Source organism: Bacillus sp. PK3_68 (assembly GCF_003600835.1).
Taxonomy (GTDB): Bacteria; Bacillota; Bacilli; order Bacillales; family Domibacillaceae; genus Pseudobacillus.
This window is the reverse complement of sequence record NZ_NQYC01000001.1, coordinates 2,632,653-2,651,417: the sequence shown is the minus strand read 5'-3', so window position 1 is coordinate 2,651,417 and position 18,765 is coordinate 2,632,653. Positions and strand designations below refer to the sequence as shown.

14 protein-coding genes, 4 tRNA genes and 2 pseudogenes are annotated in these 18,765 nt (G+C 39.2%); 18 read left to right on the top strand and 2 right to left on the bottom strand.

Features of this window, described 5'->3' with window-relative positions:
* Window positions 1–40: 40 nt before the first annotated feature.
* The 12 genes and pseudogenes from CJ483_RS13410 (at window position 41) to rlmH (ending at window position 8,837) form a co-directional block, all read left to right on the top strand.
* A tRNA-Lys gene (locus CJ483_RS13410) sits at window positions 41–116 on the top strand.
* 14 nt (window positions 117–130) lie between these two features.
* Window positions 131–202, top strand: a tRNA-Glu gene (locus CJ483_RS13405).
* Window positions 203–335: 133 nt separating this feature from the next.
* A tRNA-Asp gene (locus CJ483_RS13400) sits at window positions 336–412 on the top strand.
* A 231-nt stretch (window positions 413–643) separates the two neighbouring features.
* Window positions 644–716, top strand: a tRNA-Phe gene (locus CJ483_RS13395).
* 301 nt (window positions 717–1,017) lie between these two features.
* Entirely contained in the window at window positions 1,018–1,728 is a 711-nt protein-coding gene (yycF, locus tag CJ483_RS13390; RefSeq protein ID WP_120035746.1) for a response regulator YycF, read from the top strand.
* A gap of 5 nt (window positions 1,729–1,733) precedes the next feature.
* The gene (walK, locus tag CJ483_RS13385; protein WP_120035744.1) at window positions 1,734–3,557 is read left to right on the top strand and encodes a cell wall metabolism sensor histidine kinase WalK; all 1,824 of its coding nucleotides are present in this window, start codon (window positions 1,734–1,736) and stop codon (window positions 3,555–3,557) included.
* The gene (locus tag CJ483_RS13380; protein ID WP_120035742.1) at window positions 3,554–4,906 is read left to right on the top strand and encodes a YycH family regulatory protein; all 1,353 of its coding nucleotides are present in this window, start codon (window positions 3,554–3,556) and stop codon (window positions 4,904–4,906) included. Before walK ends, CJ483_RS13380 begins: the two co-directional genes overlap by 4 nt.
* The gene (locus CJ483_RS13375) at window positions 4,893–5,681 is read left to right on the top strand and encodes a two-component system regulatory protein YycI (protein WP_182917052.1); all 789 of its coding nucleotides are present in this window, start codon (window positions 4,893–4,895) and stop codon (window positions 5,679–5,681) included. The genes CJ483_RS13380 and CJ483_RS13375 overlap by 14 nt, the downstream gene beginning before the upstream one ends.
* Before the next feature lie 21 nt (window positions 5,682–5,702).
* The gene (locus CJ483_RS13370) at window positions 5,703–6,497 is read left to right on the top strand and encodes an MBL fold metallo-hydrolase (protein ID WP_120035738.1); all 795 of its coding nucleotides are present in this window, start codon (window positions 5,703–5,705) and stop codon (window positions 6,495–6,497) included.
* A gap of 136 nt (window positions 6,498–6,633) precedes the next feature.
* A complete protein-coding gene (locus CJ483_RS13365) occupies window positions 6,634–7,848 on the top strand; it encodes a S1C family serine protease (RefSeq protein ID WP_120035736.1) in 1,215 nt (404 codons plus the stop codon).
* Window positions 7,849–7,923: 75 nt separating this feature from the next.
* The gene (locus tag CJ483_RS13360; protein ID WP_120035734.1) at window positions 7,924–8,073 is read left to right on the top strand and encodes a CxxH/CxxC protein; all 150 of its coding nucleotides are present in this window, start codon (window positions 7,924–7,926) and stop codon (window positions 8,071–8,073) included.
* 285 nt (window positions 8,074–8,358) lie between these two features.
* Window positions 8,359–8,837: pseudogene (gene rlmH / locus CJ483_RS13355) on the top strand (23S rRNA (pseudouridine(1915)-N(3))-methyltransferase RlmH).
* A 208-nt stretch (window positions 8,838–9,045) separates the two neighbouring features.
* On the opposite strand, the gene CJ483_RS13350 reads toward rlmH, so the two are convergent.
* The gene (locus tag CJ483_RS13350) at window positions 9,046–9,909 is read right to left on the bottom strand and encodes an RNA polymerase sigma-70 factor (protein ID WP_120035732.1); all 864 of its coding nucleotides are present in this window, start codon (window positions 9,907–9,909) and stop codon (window positions 9,046–9,048) included.
* A complete protein-coding gene (locus tag CJ483_RS13345; protein ID WP_120035730.1) occupies window positions 9,875–11,194 on the bottom strand; it encodes a phytoene desaturase family protein in 1,320 nt (439 codons plus the stop codon). The genes CJ483_RS13350 and CJ483_RS13345 overlap by 35 nt, the downstream gene beginning before the upstream one ends.
* Before the next feature lie 433 nt (window positions 11,195–11,627).
* On the opposite strand from CJ483_RS13345, the pseudogene CJ483_RS25795 reads away from it, so the two are divergent.
* The 6 genes and pseudogenes from CJ483_RS25795 to CJ483_RS13320 form a co-directional block, all read left to right on the top strand.
* A pseudogene (locus CJ483_RS25795) lies at window positions 11,628–11,792 on the top strand (JAB domain-containing protein); the annotation flags it as partial.
* 319 nt (window positions 11,793–12,111) lie between these two features.
* Window positions 12,112–13,557, top strand: coding sequence for a DEAD/DEAH box helicase (locus CJ483_RS13335; protein WP_120035726.1), 1,446 nt, complete (start codon window positions 12,112–12,114; stop codon window positions 13,555–13,557).
* Between the two features lie 258 nt (window positions 13,558–13,815).
* Window positions 13,816–16,143: a helix-turn-helix domain-containing protein gene (locus CJ483_RS13330; RefSeq protein WP_182917051.1), complete on the top strand. Its 2,328-nt coding sequence runs from the start codon at window positions 13,816–13,818 to the stop codon at window positions 16,141–16,143.
* Between the two features lie 166 nt (window positions 16,144–16,309).
* Window positions 16,310–16,564 carry a hypothetical protein gene (locus CJ483_RS24755; protein ID WP_220702331.1) on the top strand — a complete coding sequence of 85 codons (255 nt, stop codon included), beginning with the start codon at window positions 16,310–16,312 and terminating at the stop codon, window positions 16,562–16,564.
* A complete protein-coding gene (locus tag CJ483_RS13325) occupies window positions 16,477–17,538 on the top strand; it encodes an MFS transporter (RefSeq protein ID WP_220702339.1) in 1,062 nt (353 codons plus the stop codon). The genes CJ483_RS24755 and CJ483_RS13325 overlap by 88 nt, the downstream gene beginning before the upstream one ends.
* 14 nt (window positions 17,539–17,552) lie before the next feature.
* A complete protein-coding gene (locus CJ483_RS13320; protein ID WP_120035722.1) occupies window positions 17,553–18,734 on the top strand; it encodes a M20 family metallopeptidase in 1,182 nt (393 codons plus the stop codon).
* Window positions 18,735–18,765: the final 31 nt, after the last annotated feature.

Sequence of the window (18,765 nt, the reverse complement as noted above, 5' to 3'; positions counted from 1 at the left end):
TGATAATATTAACAACGTTGTTAAGAACAAGCATAACTGCGAGCCATTAGCTCAGTTGGTAGAGCATCTGACTTTTAATCAGAGGGTCGAAGGTTCGAGTCCTTCATGGCTCACCATTTTTATGTAAAGTGGCCCCTTGGTCAAGCGGTTAAGACACCGCCCTTTCACGGCGGTAACACGGGTTCGAATCCCGTAGGGGTCATTTGGAGAAAAGCGAAAGGCGCTCGTTCAGTGCGTTAATGCATTAGAGCTTTCGATGAGAACTCTCTCAAGAAAGAGTGAATGAATGTACGCCACTAGCGCCTGTAGCTAGACAACCCATTATTCTTTAAAGTGGTCCGGTAGTTCAGTTGGTTAGAATGCCTGCCTGTCACGCAGGAGGTCGCGGGTTCGAGTCCCGTCCGGACCGCCATTTTAATAACCGTTTAATTTAATGAATCCTATTTTCCCAGATGACGGCCAAAACTTCCTGAATCGACTTCAATGTTGGCCGCATCATTTTTTATTAGGGCTCAATCGTAAAGCACGATGGAGTAAACTCCGAAGCGATGCTTTAGCAAACCCTTGAGTTTGCCGCTTGCTTTTACTTGTTGAAAGCGGATGGATGGACAAATGAATAGGAGTATGTGAAATATTTTATTATGGCTCAGTAGCTCAGTCGGTAGAGCAATGGACTGAAAATCCATGTGTCGGCGGTTCGATTCCGTCCTGAGCCATCAAAGAAGCATTGCGACGATGATAACTCTCGCGGTGCTTTTTTTATTGTAAAGAAAAAAAATCCAGTTGCCTGAAAAAGATGAAAACCAAAGCTTTTCATGATAAAGTTATTGAGGAGCCATTTTAATAGTGTAAAGATACCGGGTCGTTTGTTTTCACAACGGCCTGTTTGCAGTAGTATTTACCATTTTTTTCTTAAACGGATAGAACAAACAGCTTTCTATAGGAAATATGTTAAAATAGTAGAATCATCTTTTCTTAAATTGAATGTTTTTAGAATGAAGAAGTGAGGAGAAGAACATGCAAAAGAAAATATTAGTTGTCGATGATGAGAGGCCGATTGCAGATATTCTGCAGTTTAATCTTAAAAAAGAAGGCTATGATGTCCACTGTGCTTATGATGGCGATCAAGCGGTAGAAATGGTGGAGGAACTGCAGCCTGATTTAATATTGCTTGATATTATGCTTCCGGGACGGGATGGCATGGAAGTGTGCCGGGAAGTGCGAAAAAAACACGAGATGCCGATTGTCATGCTGACAGCGAAAGATTCGGAAATTGACAAAGTGCTTGGCCTTGAGCTAGGTGCAGATGACTATGTAACAAAGCCATTCAGCACCAGGGAATTGATCGCCCGTGTGAAAGCTAACTTGCGTCGACACCAGGCGGCACCACCACAATCGGAAGAAGAAGAAGACACGAATGAGATTTCAGTGGGAACCCTGACGATCCATCCGGATGCTTACGTTGTTTCTAAACGCGGTGAAACGATTGAATTGACGCACCGGGAATTTGAATTGCTTCATTATTTAGCAAAGCATATTGGACAAGTAATGACAAGAGAGCATTTGCTGCAAACAGTATGGGGTTACGACTACTATGGAGATGTCCGTACAGTCGACGTAACCGTTCGCCGTCTCCGTGAAAAAATTGAAGATAATCCAAGTCATCCTTCATGGATTGTGACAAGGCGAGGAGTAGGCTATTACTTGCGCAATCCTGAACAGGAGTAACGTACATGAAACGAGTTGGCTTTTTTCAGTCGATACAACTGAAGTTTGTATTAATTTATGTATTGCTTATTTTGTTTGCTATGCAAATTATCGGAGTGTATTTTGTAAGAGAACTCGAAGAAAAGCTTCTTACAAATTTTAAAACCTCCCTTCAAGAACGAGTCAATCTTCTTGAATATAATTTAAGGGAAGAAATGCTGAAGGAACGGACAGAAGAAACCCCGACTCTTGAGCAGGATATCCGGAGAATACTGGATGATTTTGCAGGACCAGACGTATCAGAAGTCCGTGTTATTGACCACCGTAGCCGTATTATCGGCACTTCTGATTCCAATAGGCAGGGGATCATTGGCCAGAGAATTACTGACATTTCTGTGAAGCGGACGCTTTCTCTCGGCGCTGAAGAAGATAAAATGTATATTGACCAGCAATCGAATAAACGGATTTGGGTCTATACCTCTCCGATCATTTCCAATCGAGAAGTTATTGGAGCCGTCTATTTAATTGGCAAAGTGGAAACCGTGTTTGGCCAGTTGGAAGACATTAATGAAATCTTATTTTCAGCTACTGCTCTTGCCTTAGGATTAACAGCTATTCTTGGAATTTTGCTGGCACGGACAATTACCCGTCCGATCAGTGACATGCGCCGTCAGGCTGTGGCACTCGGAAAGGGGAACTTTTCCCGCAAGGTAAAAGTATATGGACAGGATGAAATTGGTGAACTGGCGATTACATTTAATAATTTAACGAAGCGTCTACAGGAAGCACAGGCGACGACTGAAGGAGAAAGAAGAAAGCTGTCTTCAGTGCTTTCTTATATGACTGATGGGGTTATTGCTACCGATCGAAAAGGAAGAGTTATTTTAATTAACGAGCCGGCTGCAAAGCTGTTAAATGTTTCACGTGAAACAGTTATTTCACAGACGATCACTAATTTGCTCGGCCTTGAAAAGGAATATACGTTTGATGATTTACTTAACGAGCAAGATTCAGTCATTTTAGATTACAGCAACGATGACCAGCCGTATGTTTTGCGTGCCAATTTTTCCGTTATTCAAAAAGATACCGGATTTGTCAATGGTTTGATTGCGGTTCTTCATGACATAACCGAACAGGAAAAAATTGAGATGGATCGCCGTGAGTTTGTTGCCAACGTATCTCATGAATTAAGAACACCGCTTACAACGATGAGAAGTTATTTAGAAGCTCTGGCGGATGGAGCATGGCAGGATGCGGATATTGCTCCTCATTTTCTTGAGGTCACCCAGACTGAAACAGAGCGGATGATTCGTCTCGTTAATGATCTGTTGCAGCTATCGAAATTCGACAGCCGCGATTATCAGCTAACGAAAAAGGACGTGGACTTCACAGAGTTCTTTAACCGGATTATTGACCGGTTTGAGATGACGAAGTCGCAGGATGTTACCTTTAAACGCAAATTGCCTCGCTATCCCATTTATGTCGAAATTGATACCGATAAATTAACACAGGTAATTGATAACATTATTTCTAACGCATTAAAGTATTCACCTGAAGGCGGACAGATTACTTTTAAAGTTGAAGAAAAAAGCGATCAGATTGAAATTAGCATCCGCGATCAGGGAATGGGGATACCGAAGAAAAATCTTGAGAGGATTTTTGAGCGCTTTTACCGTGTTGATCGGGCACGTTCCCGTAAAATGGGCGGAACTGGCCTCGGATTAGCAATTGCGAAAGAAATCATTACTGCCCATGAAGGCCACATTTGGGCAACGAGTGCTGAAGGCAAGGGAACAACGATTTTCTTTACGCTTCCATACGAACTGTCTCAAGAGGATGATTGGTCATGAACTATGAAAAAATAAAATCAATCGGGTTAGCGCTGCTTGTGGCAATCAGCATTATCCTGACTTTGAGTATATGGAGTTACCAACCAAATTACGACACTATCAAAAGAGATAATATTCATGAAGTATCTTCAATCAGTGAGACAAAAGAAGCTTCTCACTTAGTTAAGCCGTCTACCGTGCTGTTTCATAAGGATGATGAGCATTATGGTTCTACAAGAGATATAGAAGTAGATGAAATCATGAAAGAAATACAAACATGGACATTTACAAACACCGTAGATGTATCAAGCAGAATAACAGAAAAGGAATTTGGTGAGTTACTCCATGGCGAAAATCGCCTGGAACTCTTGTTTCCTGCTTTTATTCCTTTTTACACAATGAGCACCATTACGACATTTGAAGATGACTCTGTACCGAATGCGGTGTTTGACCGAATTATTATCACTAATATAAATACGAGAGAGAAGCAGGCAACTGTCTATTTCGTATCGACAAAGGAGCGTCTTGTTTTTCGAAGTGAAGCCTCCTCAACAAACCTTTCAGCATTTAAAAAGCAATTTATTAAGGATGCGGAAAAGTGGGAGCCATATGTTCATTATCCGCTTGCCACAAATGAACAATTGTTCCTTCCAGAAAAGCAGCCGGTGCTATCCAGTTATAAATACTTGCCGGATGAAATTGATATAGAGGACTTTAAGGATTTGCTGTTTAGTGATCCGAGTTTAGTAAAAAAAGGCTTAAAAACTAATGGTGAAGAATACACAGACGGCTCTACATTAATGAAGGTTGATTACCTTAAGAGGATGATTTTCTATGTCAATCCAGCCAAAGAGTCTGAAATTAATAATCCAGGAAGTTTGCATGACCTATTAGATAAAAGTATTAAATTTATTAATGAGCATAGCGGATGGACGGATCAATATCGACTGTTCAAGGCGACTCCAGGGTCTTCTGAAATTGGTTACCGTTTGTTTAAAAATGGATTACCGGTGTTTGACGGCCAAAGCATGTCAGCAGATCAAGACATGGCAGAAATCGTACAAGTATGGGGACAAGACAAAATTTATAAGTATACCCGTCCTTATTTTACGCTTGATATCTCCTTGCCATCCGAAGGAGAAGAGGTTACACTGCCGGACAGCGCATCTGCATTAAAACAAGTAAAAAAATTGGAGCACTTTAAACCCGCATTGCTAGAAGATATGGCGGTAGGATACCAGCTGCTTCCAGATCCGGAATCATCCAAAATACTCGTTCTTGAGCCTTCCTGGTTTTATAAGTATGGAGGGCGCTGGAAGCATCTTTCATTCACTGAGAAGACGGAGGGAAAAGTCCATGGATTGGAGTAAAACAAAAACAATCTTCATTACTGTTTTCCTCATTTTGGACATCTTCCTTCTAGCCGTGTTTCTTAATAAGCATAGTGCCAGCCAATTTGAATTTATTAAGGAAGCTTCAATTGAAGATAAATTAAAATCTTACAATATTGAATATGGAAAATTACCCGAAGAAGTAAGCGAAGAAACGATTCTCACGGCAAAAACAAAAAGCTTTACCAAAAAAGAGGTCAGTCTCTTGCAGAACCAGACGGTTAAGTTTCCGGACAATCAAACTGTTTTAGAAAGCCATCTGCAAAAGCCAATCAAGCTGGGTGAGAAGAAGCTGGAAGACCTTAAAGCATTTGTTGAAACAGAGGTTATTTTCGGTGATCAATATCAATACTGGGAGCTTGATAGCGAAAAAAATACGGCTATTTTTTATCAGCACTATAAGGATAAGAAGCTGTTTGAAATTAAAAATGGCAGGCTTGAAGTTCAGTTGAACAGCAATAACGAAATTATCGGCTATAAGCAGACCATGTTGGAGGACCTGAAAGAGAATGGTCAAGAGGAGAGTATTATATCTGCCCACCAGGCCATTCAAACGCTTTATAAAAATGGTTTAATTAAGCCTAACAGCAAAATTTCTGATGTAGAGCTCGGTTATTACACTTTTGTACATTTGACGGAACTACAAGTATTGACACCTACTTGGTACTTTAAAATTAAAAACGGCGAAAAAACAGAAAAAATGTTTGTAAATGCTTTTGACGGATCGATCTATAAGAATGAGGAAAACAGCTGATGATAGATGGAGTGAAGCAACATGACTTTGCGTTTTAGCGTTCTGGCAAGCGGTAGTACAGGAAATGCTTTCTACGTGGAAACGGAAGATCAGGCGTTTTTAGTAGATGCCGGATTAAGCGGCAAACAAATGGAAGGGCTGTTTGCATCCATTGACCGCGAAATTAAAAACTTGACGGGCATTCTCGTAACACATGAACATAGTGACCATATTAAAGGGCTAGGTGTGCTAGCTAGAAAGTATAAACTGCCGATTTATGCAAATGAAAAGACGTGGCAGGCAATGGACAAGCTGACGGGAAATATTGATACGGAACAGAAATTTACATTTGATATGGAAACGGTGCAAAGCTTTGGGAATTTGGATATTGAGTCATTCGGTGTGTCTCATGATGCAGCCGAACCAATGTTTTATGTTTTCCACCATGAAGGCAGGAAGCTGGCATTAATTACAGATACAGGCTATGTCAGCGATCGGATGAAAGGCGTGATTAACAATGCGGATGCCTACGTATTTGAAAGCAATCACGACGTTCAAATGCTGCGTGTAGGTCGGTATCCGTGGAATATTAAGCGCCGCATTTTAGGCGACTTTGGCCATGTATCTAATGAAGATGCTGCCGTTGCTATGAGCGATGTAATCGGGGACCGGACAAAGCGTATTTATCTCGCCCATTTGAGCCAGGATAATAATATGAAAGATTTAGCAAAAATGAGTGTGACACAAACGCTTGAAATGAAGGATATGCCGGTCGGAGAGCAATTTGAGCTCTTACACACCGATCCGAAAGTGCCAACTGTATTAACAGAGCTTTAATGAAAGAGGCCTGCCTGAAGATTTGTCAGACAGGCCTCTTTGTATTGCATTTTTGTTGAATTTTTCAACGGGAACGTTATAATTTGTGCTACATGGGGAAAATAACTGAGAGTATGTATTGGAAAGGGTGAGGTGTTTGGGCTATTATGATGATGGCAGAGCTGATGGTCGATATCAGCGAGGCCCTAGAAAGAGCGGCTACTTCCTAGCCAGCTTGGCCGGAATTATTATAGGGGCACTGCTTGTAATTTTAGCGCTTCCTAAGCTGGCCGATTATGATGTATTACCAAACGAACAACAAAGTGAAAACGTTCAAATTGAACCGAATAAGGAGCAGCCAAAAGGCCAAAATGTTTCGCTTAACGTCACCACAGATGTGACGAAAGCCGTTGATAAAGCACAGGATGCAGTCGTCGGAATTACAAATATTCAATCCGGTAGCTTCTGGGAAGGTGAATCTAACCAGCCGGCCGGGACAGGTTCTGGTGTTATCTATAAAAAAGCCGGTGACAAAGCCTACATAGTCACGAATAATCACGTTGTCCAAGGTGCACAGCAGCTTGAAGTTACATTGGCAGACGGAACGAAAGTCCCTGCAAAACTTCGTGGAACAGATATTTGGAGTGACTTAGCCGTTATTGAAATTGACGCAAGAAGTGTAAAGAAAGTAGCGGAATTTGGTGACTCAGACGCATTGAAAATTGGAGAACCAGTTATTGCTATCGGAAATCCGCTCGGTCTGGAATTTTCCGGATCAGTGACACAGGGAGTCATCTCAGGGCTGGAGCGTGCCATCCCAGTTGATATTAATAATGATGGGCAAGTTGATTGGCAGGCGGAAGTACTCCAGACAGATGCGGCCATCAATCCGGGTAACAGCGGAGGGGCCCTTGTGAATATTGCCGGACAGGTTGTCGGCATTAACTCTATGAAAATTGCCGAGCAGTCGGTAGAAGGAATTGGATTATCGATCCCCATTAATTTTGCTAAACCAATTATCAATAGTTTAGAAACGCAAGGAAAAATGGTTCGTCCGGCGATGGGCGTAACGCTCAGAAATGTAAATGAAGTACCAGCATATCATCAGCAGGAAACATTGAAGCTCCCAAAAAATATTACAGATGGGGCAATGGTCGAGCAGGTGTATCCAAATACACCGGCTGCAAAAGCTGGACTGCAGGAATTTGACGTTATTGTGCAGCTCGACGATCAAAAGGTACATGATATTTTAGAGCTTCGTAAGTATATGTATACAAAGAAAAAGGTCGGCGACAAAATGGTCGTGCATTTTTATCGAGATGGAAAACTGCACCAAGAGACAACGACACTCACTACTGAGGGGTCTATGTAAGTAGAAGACGCAGAAAAGCCCAATGCTTTTCTGCGCTTTTTCATGGTAAACTATACAAGCAAAGGAGCGGATAGAATGATTTATTGCTGTCAAGAACATACAGAGCTAGCACTGGATATTATCGTAGATGAATATGAAACGGCTCCGAAAATTGAAAAGCTAGAAGGCGAAAAGCGCTCGTGTGAATATTGTCAAAACGAGGCAGAATATGTAGTAGCAAACTAATATTCCCCTACAAGATGTGGATAGTTATTGTGAGTATGTGTATAACTTTTCGGAAAAATAGAAAAATAACCTGTGGATAAGTCAAAAAAGGCGACTTATACACAGGTTCACTCTTTTTTTAGGCCATTTGATGCAAGGTGGTTCGATTTTTTTTGCTATAAGTCGTCATTTTGCATAAAAAAGAAAATTTGACTAAATTTTCAGTCTGAAATAAAGGGGAATATTCAGATTTGTGGATATGTGGATAGTTTTGTGGACAACCTGTTTGTAAAGTGAGGAAATGCTGTGAATATTACAATCGTAACTGTTGGGAAGCTGAAGGAAAAATATTTAAAGCAAGGAATCGCCGAATATATTAAACGTCTTTCTGCTTACGCTAAAATCGAAATCATTGAAGTTGCAGACGAAAAAGCACCCGAAGAACTAAGTATAACAGAAATGGAGCAAGTCAAACAAAAGGAAAGTGAACGAATTCTTGCCAAAATCAGCCCAGACACCCATGTCATTGCGCTGGCTATTGAAGGTAAAATGAAAACATCCGAGGAACTCGCCAAAAATCTCGACCAACTTGCGACATACGGCAAAAGTAAAATTGCCTTTATCATCGGTGGCTCCCTCGGCCTTCACAAAGATGTGATGAACCGGGCGAACGATACACTGTCCTTCTCGAAAATGACGTTCCCTCATCAGCTTATGAGGCTGATTTTAGTGGAGCAGATTTACCGGAGCTTTCGGATTAATCGGGGGAACCGTACCATAAGTAAATGAGGTTCTTCTACTAGAGAAGGAAGAAAAGCAGTTGTCCCTAAAGGGTCTCATTAATTGCCTTTTAGGGACAGTTTTATTTTGAATAATTAGATATAAGGTTTCAGCAATTGGAAACCCTTAACTTGTAGATCAGATTTATTCTATTGAATCCCGATAAAAACCTGCTGCCAAGCATGATCTCTTCTCCCTCTATCTCTATAGCTTTTAATGAATAGGTAATTTATCTGGGTTCATTGTTATATACATTTCCACTATTTTTTCATTACTAATATAAAAGCTAAGGATACTTTGAATCTTACCATTCATGTATATCACGACTGCTGGTTGACAATTGACGTTTTTAACTTCAATATAAAAGTCTTCAGGGGCCTTTTTTATGACTCCGTACAATAAGGCTAAAACGTTGGAGAAAGATACGATTGGACGTACAGCAGCCGTGGCTTTTCCGCCGCCATCAGAAAATAGTGTGACATTTTCAGATATAAGTTCTAATAAGGCATCCTTATTTTGCATTTCAAATGCTTCTATAAAGCGATTAATCATTAACTTATTCTTCTCATAGTTTAAGCTTTCACCTTCCACACGTGAGATCTTTTGTTTAGCCCTGCTAAAAATTTTTCTGCAATTTTCTTCTTTCTTTTCAATGATGTTAGCAATCTCTGGGTAAGGGAAATCAAATACCTCTCTTAAAAGGAGGATTGCTCGTTCATCTGGTGCCAGATGCTCCATTATTCGTAAATAGGCAATACTTAATCCTTCTTTTTGTATAAGCATTTCGGGTGGATCAAAGGCCTGTAATCTTTCTATTAATAATGGCTCGGGATTCCATGGTCCCACATAATGTTCTCGTCTGTACCGTGCAGACTTTAATACATCAAGACAGAGGTTCGTCATTATTTTACAGAGATATGCTTTCTTAATCTTTATGTTTTCCTCACTTACTTGGTAAGCTCTTAGAAAAGTTTCTTGGACAATATCTTCTGCTTCCACTACTGAACCTAACATCCGATAACCTATTGAAAACAACAATGGTTTAAAAAGTTGGTAATCTTCTTTGGTAATTTGCACTATTTTTCTCCTTCTCGTTTAAAATGATTTCTTCAGCTGCTTGTTTTCCACTGCTGACTGCTCCATCTGCCAAAATGGAGTTAGGGGAAGCCCAGTCTCCTGCTATATATAATCCCGGAATTTCTGTTTTAGAACGCTGTAGCTTGTGCTCATCTCCTATTTGGGGTAAGCGCTGGTTCACCGTAATGTTAGGAATAAATCGTCTTGTAATCACATATTTCTGCCAACCTGGCTGTAGTCTATCTAAGAATTGTTCAAGCTCGTATTTAATACTTGTTCTATCAATTTGATCATCTGGGTGATGATATTTAAATACATGAAGAACTGTACTTTTTGTGTCATCAGAAAGGCGAGCATAATTTGAATGTACCGAATAATAAAGGGGATCTGTGATACCCATGGCGAATAATCGCCTTGGGTTAGGAAGCTGTGTTAAAGCCAGATCTAACGTTGCCCCTCTTACAGCTGTTATCTGGGTAAAAAAGCTGTTTTGATAAGGATTAACCTTTTCGTTTAACATTTCATTAAGTTCATGAGGGCCAGTTGTACAAATTACATACTTCGCGTGAATTTCTTCGTCGTTAGACAGAGTTAGTTTAAATTGATCCTGTTGGGCGGGATCAATTTGTTTAACAAGAGTATGTGATTGGACCTGAACACCTAAGATGATTGCTTTATTGTGAAGTTGGTCAATGATCGTTTGCCAGCCGCCATCTAGATAAAGGACGCCTCCCATAGCATTCTTCATATTCGATACTATTACTTTGGCGCTCACCATTTCAGGAGCATGACAATATGTTGCAAGTCTGCCAAGTATATATAGTAATGATCTAACTTTTTCAGAGTTGCCTACGTGCATAACCCATTGTTGGAATGTTTGCTCTGCTAAATTTTCAGGATTTATACTCATTACTTTCAACAAAACCGCGATCCATTCCATACGTTCTTTCCCATTCAAAAGGATTGTTGTAAATAGTTCCAAAGGAGAAAATGGGGCAGCATATTCGATATTGTTTTCAATTAATATTCCGCCTAATTTGGGTGATTTTCCACTAAGACTAATACCTAATTCTTTGAGAATAGACTTGGCTTTTCCTTTTTTATAAAGAGCATGCGGGCCTAGATTCAAATACTGTTGATTCACCTTGTTTGTTCTAGCCCTGCCGCCAATATTTTTTCCTTTTTCTACTAGTAATATAGATAAATTGGCTTTAGTTAAATAATTAGCTGCAACATAACCTGCTAATCCACCACCAACTATAACAATATCCCATTTTTGGGTCATAAGATAACCTCCTAAAAGTTATTTCATAACTCAAGACGACAAAGGGTAAATAGATGTGACATCTTTTTAAAAAGTTTTAGAAACTTGTTCATAAATGAGCTCAAGGAACTTTTTCCACTCATCTATGGTAAGCCATATCTTTTTTTAACATGGATGCTGTTTTGTTCGAAGAATCCCTTTACTTGTAAATAAAATATAAAGTATCTTATAATGAAAAACCTCACTTAGATACATCAAGGGAACCGTATCATAAGTAAATGAGGTTTTTGAAAAAATAGAACAGCACCTTTTCAGGACACTTCGAAAAGGTGCTGTTCTTGCTAGATAAACATTTAGTGCATGAAAGATTTTTTGATCTTTTAGGTTTTGTAATGTTTGTTCGGTTAAATTAATTTTTGACTGCCGTGTTGTGTCTTGACATGAAAATCAACTAACGAATATCAGTTCAGCTCATGTAGGCAGTATTAACGCATATATAGTAAGTTCATCTGAAATCATGAAAACAGCTGTTTTGAGTAGCGCCGCATCAATCATTTGTGCCATCAAGAGAACTTACTCCAGACCAGAGGATATCCAAGTAACAGAGCGATTAGTCTAAGCTGGTAACATTATCGGAGTAGATGTGCTCGATCCTATTGCATTGGATGATAATTGTTATGTGTCATTAAAAGAAAAAGGTTATTTCTGAAAGGAGCCACGTAATTTGAATGATCTAATTTATAGTTTTATAAGAGGGTATCAGTATAAATTATAAATTGGCACGGCAGTTTTTTGCGTTTATATATTATTTTAGGAATCTTAACCGTATGTATGCCTGGCATTTCAAGTATAATGAACTAGTCAGATTTTGCATATGATATTTCTTTTTGAGGAATTTTATAAATAAGTCAAATAATATAAAAAACGAGGTTAAATACATGAGCAAAAGAAGTTTCAATGATTATAGTTTAGGCGATGAAATAAAAAGAGCTCTTGCTGTGTTAAAATATGAAACGCCCACAGAGGTTCAAAGCGAAGTCATACCAAGAGCATTGGAAAATCAGGATCTTGTAGTGAAATCTCAAACGGGCAGTGGCAAGACGGCATCCTTTGGTATTCCTGTTTGCGAGATGATTGAATGGGAGGAAAAAAAGCCCCAGGCATTAATTCTTACGCCAACTCGGGAGCTTGCCGTTCAAGTTCGAGAGGATTTAACAAATATCGGTAGATTTAAAAGAATTAAAGCCATGGCGGTTTACGGCAAAGAACCTTTTACAAAACAAAAAGAAGAGTTAAAACAAAAAACCCATATAGTCGTCGGCACACCTGGGCGTGTGATGGATCATATTGAGAGAGAAACATTAACTTTAGACCGAATAAACTACCTTATTATAGATGAAGCTGATGAAATGCTTAACATGGGTTTTATCGACGAAGTAGAAGCTATAATAAAAAAACTCCCTTTAAATAGAGTAACGATGGTATTTTCCGCTACATTGCCTAAAGATGTTGAAAATCTCTGCCATAAATATATGAAAACTCCTATTAATATTCAGATTGCTTCTACGGGGATTACTACGAGTACGATTGAACATAGTGTAATTGAAGTGAAAGAAGAAGAAAAGATTTCATTGCTTAAAAACGTTACAGTTGTCGAAAACCCGGATAGCTGTATTATCTTCTGCAGAACTAAAGAACATGTCGACACAGTGTTTGCCGAATTGGAAGAATTCAACTATTCTTGTGAAAAACTCCACGGAGGACTAGAACAGAAAGATCGATTTGCGGTTATGGATGGCTTCAAAATGGGGAATTTTCGTTATCTCGTGGCGACCGATGTGGCGGCTAGAGGAATCGATGTTGATAATGTAACACTTGTGATCAATTATGACGTTCCGATGGAAAAAGAGAGCTATGTTCACCGAACAGGCAGAACCGGGCGTGCTGGTAATAAAGGAAAAGCAATTATGTTTGCAACTCCTTATGAAGACAAATTTCTTAAAGCAATTGAAAAATACATTGGCTTTGAAATACCTGTAAGGGAAGCACCGACGCGGCAGGAGGTAGCCGGAGGAAAAAACGCTTTTGAGGAAAAAATCAGTGGTCGCCGGGTCGTGAAAAACAATAAAACTGCCCGAATAAACAAGGATATCATGAAACTCCATTTCAACGGCGGGAAAAAGAAGAAGCTTCGAGCTGTAGACTTTGTTGGAACGATTGCGAAAATTCCTGGAGTAACAGCAGATGATATTGGTATTATTACCATTCAGGATAATTTATCCTATGTTGATATTCTTAATGGGAAAGGATCATTAGTCTTACAAGCTATGGAAGAAACAACTATCAAAGGCAAGAAGCTTAAAGTTAGCAAGGCAATTAAGTGATCATATCCCCAACGCGGACTGAAAGATGATGACCTGACCTCAACACGGCTGAATCAATCAGCGGGTATAACTATCTAAGATAGGAAGACATAATAAATATTTAGTTAGGATACGTATGCTAGAATTTCGTCGTTAGCTCCGATATGGAGAACCGTATCATAAGTAAATGAGGATTTTTGATATCCTTTTTTCAATGGGAATTCTGGAGCCATAGTATGGCCCAGAATTATTTTTATAGATTTTTTGAGGTGAATGTTGATGTCTGAACCAGTAATAGAAGAATCTTATCAAATCAGTTTGCAAAGTATTGGCCATTACTCACCGCATATGCATTTAGGAATTGAAATTCTTCTCGTTATTAGAGGAGAAATTGAGGTTAACATCAATCAAGATGCCTACCATTTGGCAGAAAATGATCTCCTGCTTATTAATGCTAATCATGTCCACACCATAAAGGGGATTAAAGACAATGTAGTCTTATTGCTGCAAATTCCCCTATGTTCCATCGAGCGGTATTATCCAGATATTCATGAGTGTTATTTCAACTGCCATTCGTCCAATGAGGATAATGGGTTATATCTTCTATTTGATCAAATCCATCAACTCTTAGCGGAAATTCTGATCGCACATTATCAAAAACAGGATGGAAGTGAACTTGAAATCAATAGTCTGATATATAAGTTAGTCACACTTTTGATTCGGAATTTTAAAACGACCTATCTTGGAAATAATCAATTTATTAGAATGAAGGATGAAAGAATAAGGGGTATTCTAACTTTTATCGAAAAAAATTATCGCAAGCCTATATCATTAGAGGAAATCGCCAAACAGCAATATTTATCCCTTTACTATTTATCTCGTTATTTCAAGCAGGAGGTTGGCGTTAGTTTTTCGCAATATGTAAAACAAGTTCGATTGAAATCTGCTGTTCATGAGCTTTTATATACTGACCATACTATTATTCAAATTGCACTCAATAACGGTTTTCCCAATGCGAAGGCGTTTAACAAGGCTTTTAAAGAAATGTACCAGCAAAAGCCTGCTGAATATCGAAATTTTCATAAAAAAGAACATGCCGAGGTCGAGGAAGTACATCAAGCAAGTGACCAATATACATTGTTAAAATCGCCCGATTTTTTACTAGAAATCAGTAAGTATATTCCGTCAAATGATAAAATCATTCCGTCGATGGAACCAGTTACTTCGACGATACATATTGACATCCCGCAAGAGCCCATTTTTGTTCGGGAAAAAGCCTGCCGATTATTAGTGATTGGCCAACTGGAATATGCATTACATGAAGAGGTCCAAGCAGAATTGCAGCTTATTCAAGATCTGCTCCAATTTGAATATATCTATTTTACGAACCTATTTTCTCCCGCTTTTACGATTACGCACCCGCTATTGCAAACGGGAGGACAATTTTATCAGATTCATGCATTATTCAGCCGGTTTCGCAAGCTTGGTTTAGTGCCTTTCATCCGTGTTGAGTTTGAAAAGGAAGTGGCAAGCAGCTCCGATTATATCAAGATGTTAGCTGAATTTTTACAGCAAAGTGTTCATTATTTTGGCAGCGATTTTGTAGGAAAATGGAAGTTTGAATTAGTTTTCACGGAATGGGGTGAAACATCGGGCACTTTTTATCAAGATTTTTATCAAACTATAAAGAAATGGGCCGGCGCTGCAAAAGTTGGCCTTCATGTGCCATTTTCAATAGAAACGGGGATCACAACCCCTGTTATCAGCTTTTTAAAGCAATTCTCAAATGAATGCGAGCTGATCTGCTTCACCTGTAATCCGAACGAACAAGTTGATTTTACTGACATGAATAATAGTACCTTTGAAGGTGTAAAAGACCTTTTAAAGAAATCATGTATCGACTTGAAAGCAAAACTATATTCAGCGGGATTGGCAGACCGCTCCATTTACTTGACCAATTGGAATACGCTTTATGGAAATACTGTAAATTTAAGCGGCAGCTTCTTTCGTTCAGCTCTGATTTTTAAAGATATGTTTGATGTGATGAAAGAGATTTCGGGCTTGGGGTTTTGGATTGATACTCATTCATTAGAAGAAAATAATCAGGAGTATGAGCATATTGCCATGAATGGGATTGCTCTGCTTTATTATTATCAATTGAAACGTCCAGCTTTTTTTAACGTTCAATTAATGGCCAAAATGAACTCCCAGATTTTAGTGGAAGGAGAGGGGTTTGTTTTGACCAAGGGAGATCAGGGGTACCAATTGGCTATTTATAACACCTCCTACGTCAATCCTTCCTACTCGGTTGAAAGCTTCTTCTTACGCTCTTTAACGAAGGAAAAAAGGTTTGTGATTTCAGGACTGACCCCGGGGCATTATCAAATTCGTAAGTATATTTTGGACCGGAATAACGGTGCGTTTTATATGAATTGGATCAATTTTCAACGAGAACATGTCATTGATCAAGAAACCATTACGTTCTTGAAACACCGTACCTACCCTGAATTGCAAATCTATGAAGAAAATATTGATTCAGTCCTTTATTTACAATCGACCTTGACATTAAATGCCTTTCATCTTTTTGAGATTAAGCCGTTAAGTTAAAACTTAACGGTCATTTTTTGTTCTCTGTTAGAGAAAATATAGAGACGATGACAAATGGAGGGGATATTTTGGACAATGATTGGAAAGCTCTTCACAGCTGTACCGTTTAAAATTATAGATACTGGAAACGTTTTCACGATATCGTGTTACCGAAAGGAGACCTTATATGTCTGTTTCTCAAGAAGATCTAAAAGAAAGCAAAGCCAAACTTTCGGTTCCAAAGGCCAAAAGTTCTCGTGAAGTGTTGTTGATTGCAGCTTTAATGGGTGGTTATTCCATGATTTACATGGACAAGAATATGATTTCTACTGCGATCATCCCAATAGCAGATCAATTTCATCTTACAACAAGTCAAACCGGATTGATGATGAGTTTATTTTTTCTCGGCTATTCGTTAATGCAAATACCTGGGGATGGCTAGCTGATAAGGTTGGTTATAAAAAGGTCTTAATCCTTTCTCTCTCGCTGATTACATTATTCTCATTTGCATTTAGCTTTGGTACAAGTTTACTCGTGTTTGTACTGATTCGGTTCTTAGCTGGTATAGGTCATGCAGGGTATCCGCCAAGTTGTTCGAAAGGGGTTGCGGTCAATTTCTCAAAAGAAAAACGAACCTTCGTCCAATCGCTCATTTTGTCAACAAACGGGCTTGGCGGCATTTTGGCGTTTATTATCGGGGCACGATTAATCGATCTAAACTGGCACTATGCTTACTATGTATTGGGCATATTCTTCGCTCTTTCGTTACTTTTAGTTATTTTCTTTGTGCCAAATAATATTCCGGCAGAAAAAGTGAAAGCGGTATCTAAACAAGTTAGTTTTAAATCTGTAATTTGTAATCGAAATGTTATTATTTTATTCATTGCCATGATGATTGTCAACATTGCCTTTTATGGAAATATGTCATGGCTGCCATCTTTCCTAAAAGGAAAATTTTCACTATCCATTAGTACAGTTGGAACAATTCTAGCAATGAATGCTATTGGGGGAGCGGCAGCATCCTTGTGTGCTGGTGTATTATTGACAAAGTTTAATGGGAAGGAAAAATTACTGCTCATGGCTTCTTCAGTGCTATCGTCCATATTGTTTCTTGGTTTAGTCTTTTCAGATTCATTGGCACTGTCTATCGTATTTTTATATATGCTTACATTTTTACTAACATTAATGTTTGTGGGGATCTTTTCCTGGCCGCATAAGATTTTGCCGGAAAAAGTGATTGGCTCATCCATTGGGATCGTCAATACTGGAGGGACGCTTGGCGGTTTTATTGCTCCGATCTCATTTGGGGCTTTAATTTCTATGGTAGGGGGCTCATTTTCGATCGTATTTATCAGCTTGGCGATAGCGATTTTTATGTGCGGTTTCGTTGTTCTTACCGTTAAAACAGAAAAATAATAGGAGGAGAAAATATGTTAAATCAACTTTTGCAAAAACTAGATGAGAAAAAAGAAAGAATGATCGAAATTCGCAGATACCTTCATCAACACCCTGAATTATCTTTTAAAGAAGAAAAGACAGCTCAATATATTACTGATTTTTATAAAGATAAGGACGTAAAAATACGAACCAATGTGGGTGGATATGGTGTGGTTGTCACAATCGAAGGAGGTCAGCCGGGTAAAACCGTTGCCTTGAGAGCTGATTTTGATGGGCTGCCGATTACGGAGGAGGCAGATGTCCCTTTTAAATCAAAAAATCCGGGTGTTATGCATGCATGTGGCCATGATGGACACACCGCTTATTTAATGATTTTAGCTGATGTACTAATCGAAATGAAAGAGCAATTAAAAGGGAATGTTGTTATTCTTCACCAACCTGCGGAAGAAACACCTCCTGGCGGCGCTGTTGCTATGATTGAAGACGGGTGTTTAGAAGGTGTTGATAATGTTTTCGGCATCCACCTAATGTCTCTGGCGGAAACTGGAGAAGTCTATTATCGTGCCGGAGAAATGCAGACGGGACGTTCGTATTTCAAAGTGAAAATTCAAGGAAAAGGCGGACATGGCTCGATGCCGCATGCAAGTAATGACAGCATTGTCGCGGCAAGTCATTTCGTTGTCGCAGCTCAGACGATTGTCAGCCGCCGAATTAATCCTTTTGATATGGCAACAGTAACCATTGGCTCGTTTGATGGTAAAGGATCCTTCAATATTATTAAGGATAGTGTAGAGCTTGAAGGAGATGTCCGAACGATGTCTAGTGAAGTTCGCTCTACAGTGGAAACAGAATTCAAACGAATTTTAGCAGGACTTGCTCAAGAGTTTAATATTACCTATGATTTAATTTATTCACATGATTACCCTGTTTTAGTAAATGATAAAGAGATGACAGAATTGGTCTTCAATGCAGTTAATGATGCCAAAATTCCTGAAATCAAAGCAGTCATTGAAACACCGCCTTCATCCGCATCAGAGGATTTTTCATACTACTTACAAAAGGTTCCAGGCAGTTTCTTTTATGTGGGAGCAAAGCCGGCTGATGGTCCAGTTTATCCCCATCACCACCCTAAATTTGTCATCAACGAGGACAGCCTTATCATCGCAGCGAAAGCAATGGCAGCTGTAGTAGCTAAATACTTTGGACAGGAATAGGCGAAACATGGGGTGGTTCTTCTGTTTTTTA

What these genes read in the sequence shown, in the direction of transcription:
- yycF (WP_120035746.1), top strand. Translation starts at nt 1,018, where the DNA reads ATGCAAAAGAAAATATTAGTTGTCGATGATGAGAGGCCGATTGCAGAT.
- walK (WP_120035744.1), top strand. Translation starts at nt 1,734, where the DNA reads ATGAAACGAGTTGGCTTTTTTCAGTCGATACAACTGAAGTTTGTATTA.
- CJ483_RS13380 (WP_120035742.1), top strand. Translation starts at nt 3,554, where the DNA reads ATGAACTATGAAAAAATAAAATCAATCGGGTTAGCGCTGCTTGTGGCA.
- CJ483_RS13375 (WP_182917052.1), top strand. Translation starts at nt 4,893, where the DNA reads ATGGATTGGAGTAAAACAAAAACAATCTTCATTACTGTTTTCCTCATT.
- CJ483_RS13370 (WP_120035738.1), top strand. Translation starts at nt 5,703, where the DNA reads ATGACTTTGCGTTTTAGCGTTCTGGCAAGCGGTAGTACAGGAAATGCT.
- CJ483_RS13360 (WP_120035734.1), top strand. Translation starts at nt 7,924, where the DNA reads ATGATTTATTGCTGTCAAGAACATACAGAGCTAGCACTGGATATTATC.
- CJ483_RS13345 (WP_120035730.1), bottom strand. Translation starts at nt 11,194, where the DNA reads ATGACCCAAAAATGGGATATTGTTATAGTTGGTGGTGGATTAGCAGGT.
- CJ483_RS13335 (WP_120035726.1), top strand. Translation starts at nt 12,112, where the DNA reads ATGAGCAAAAGAAGTTTCAATGATTATAGTTTAGGCGATGAAATAAAA.
- CJ483_RS13330 (WP_182917051.1), top strand. Translation starts at nt 13,816, where the DNA reads ATGTCTGAACCAGTAATAGAAGAATCTTATCAAATCAGTTTGCAAAGT.
- CJ483_RS24755 (WP_220702331.1), top strand. Translation starts at nt 16,310, where the DNA reads ATGTCTGTTTCTCAAGAAGATCTAAAAGAAAGCAAAGCCAAACTTTCG.
- CJ483_RS13320 (WP_120035722.1), top strand. Translation starts at nt 17,553, where the DNA reads ATGTTAAATCAACTTTTGCAAAAACTAGATGAGAAAAAAGAAAGAATG.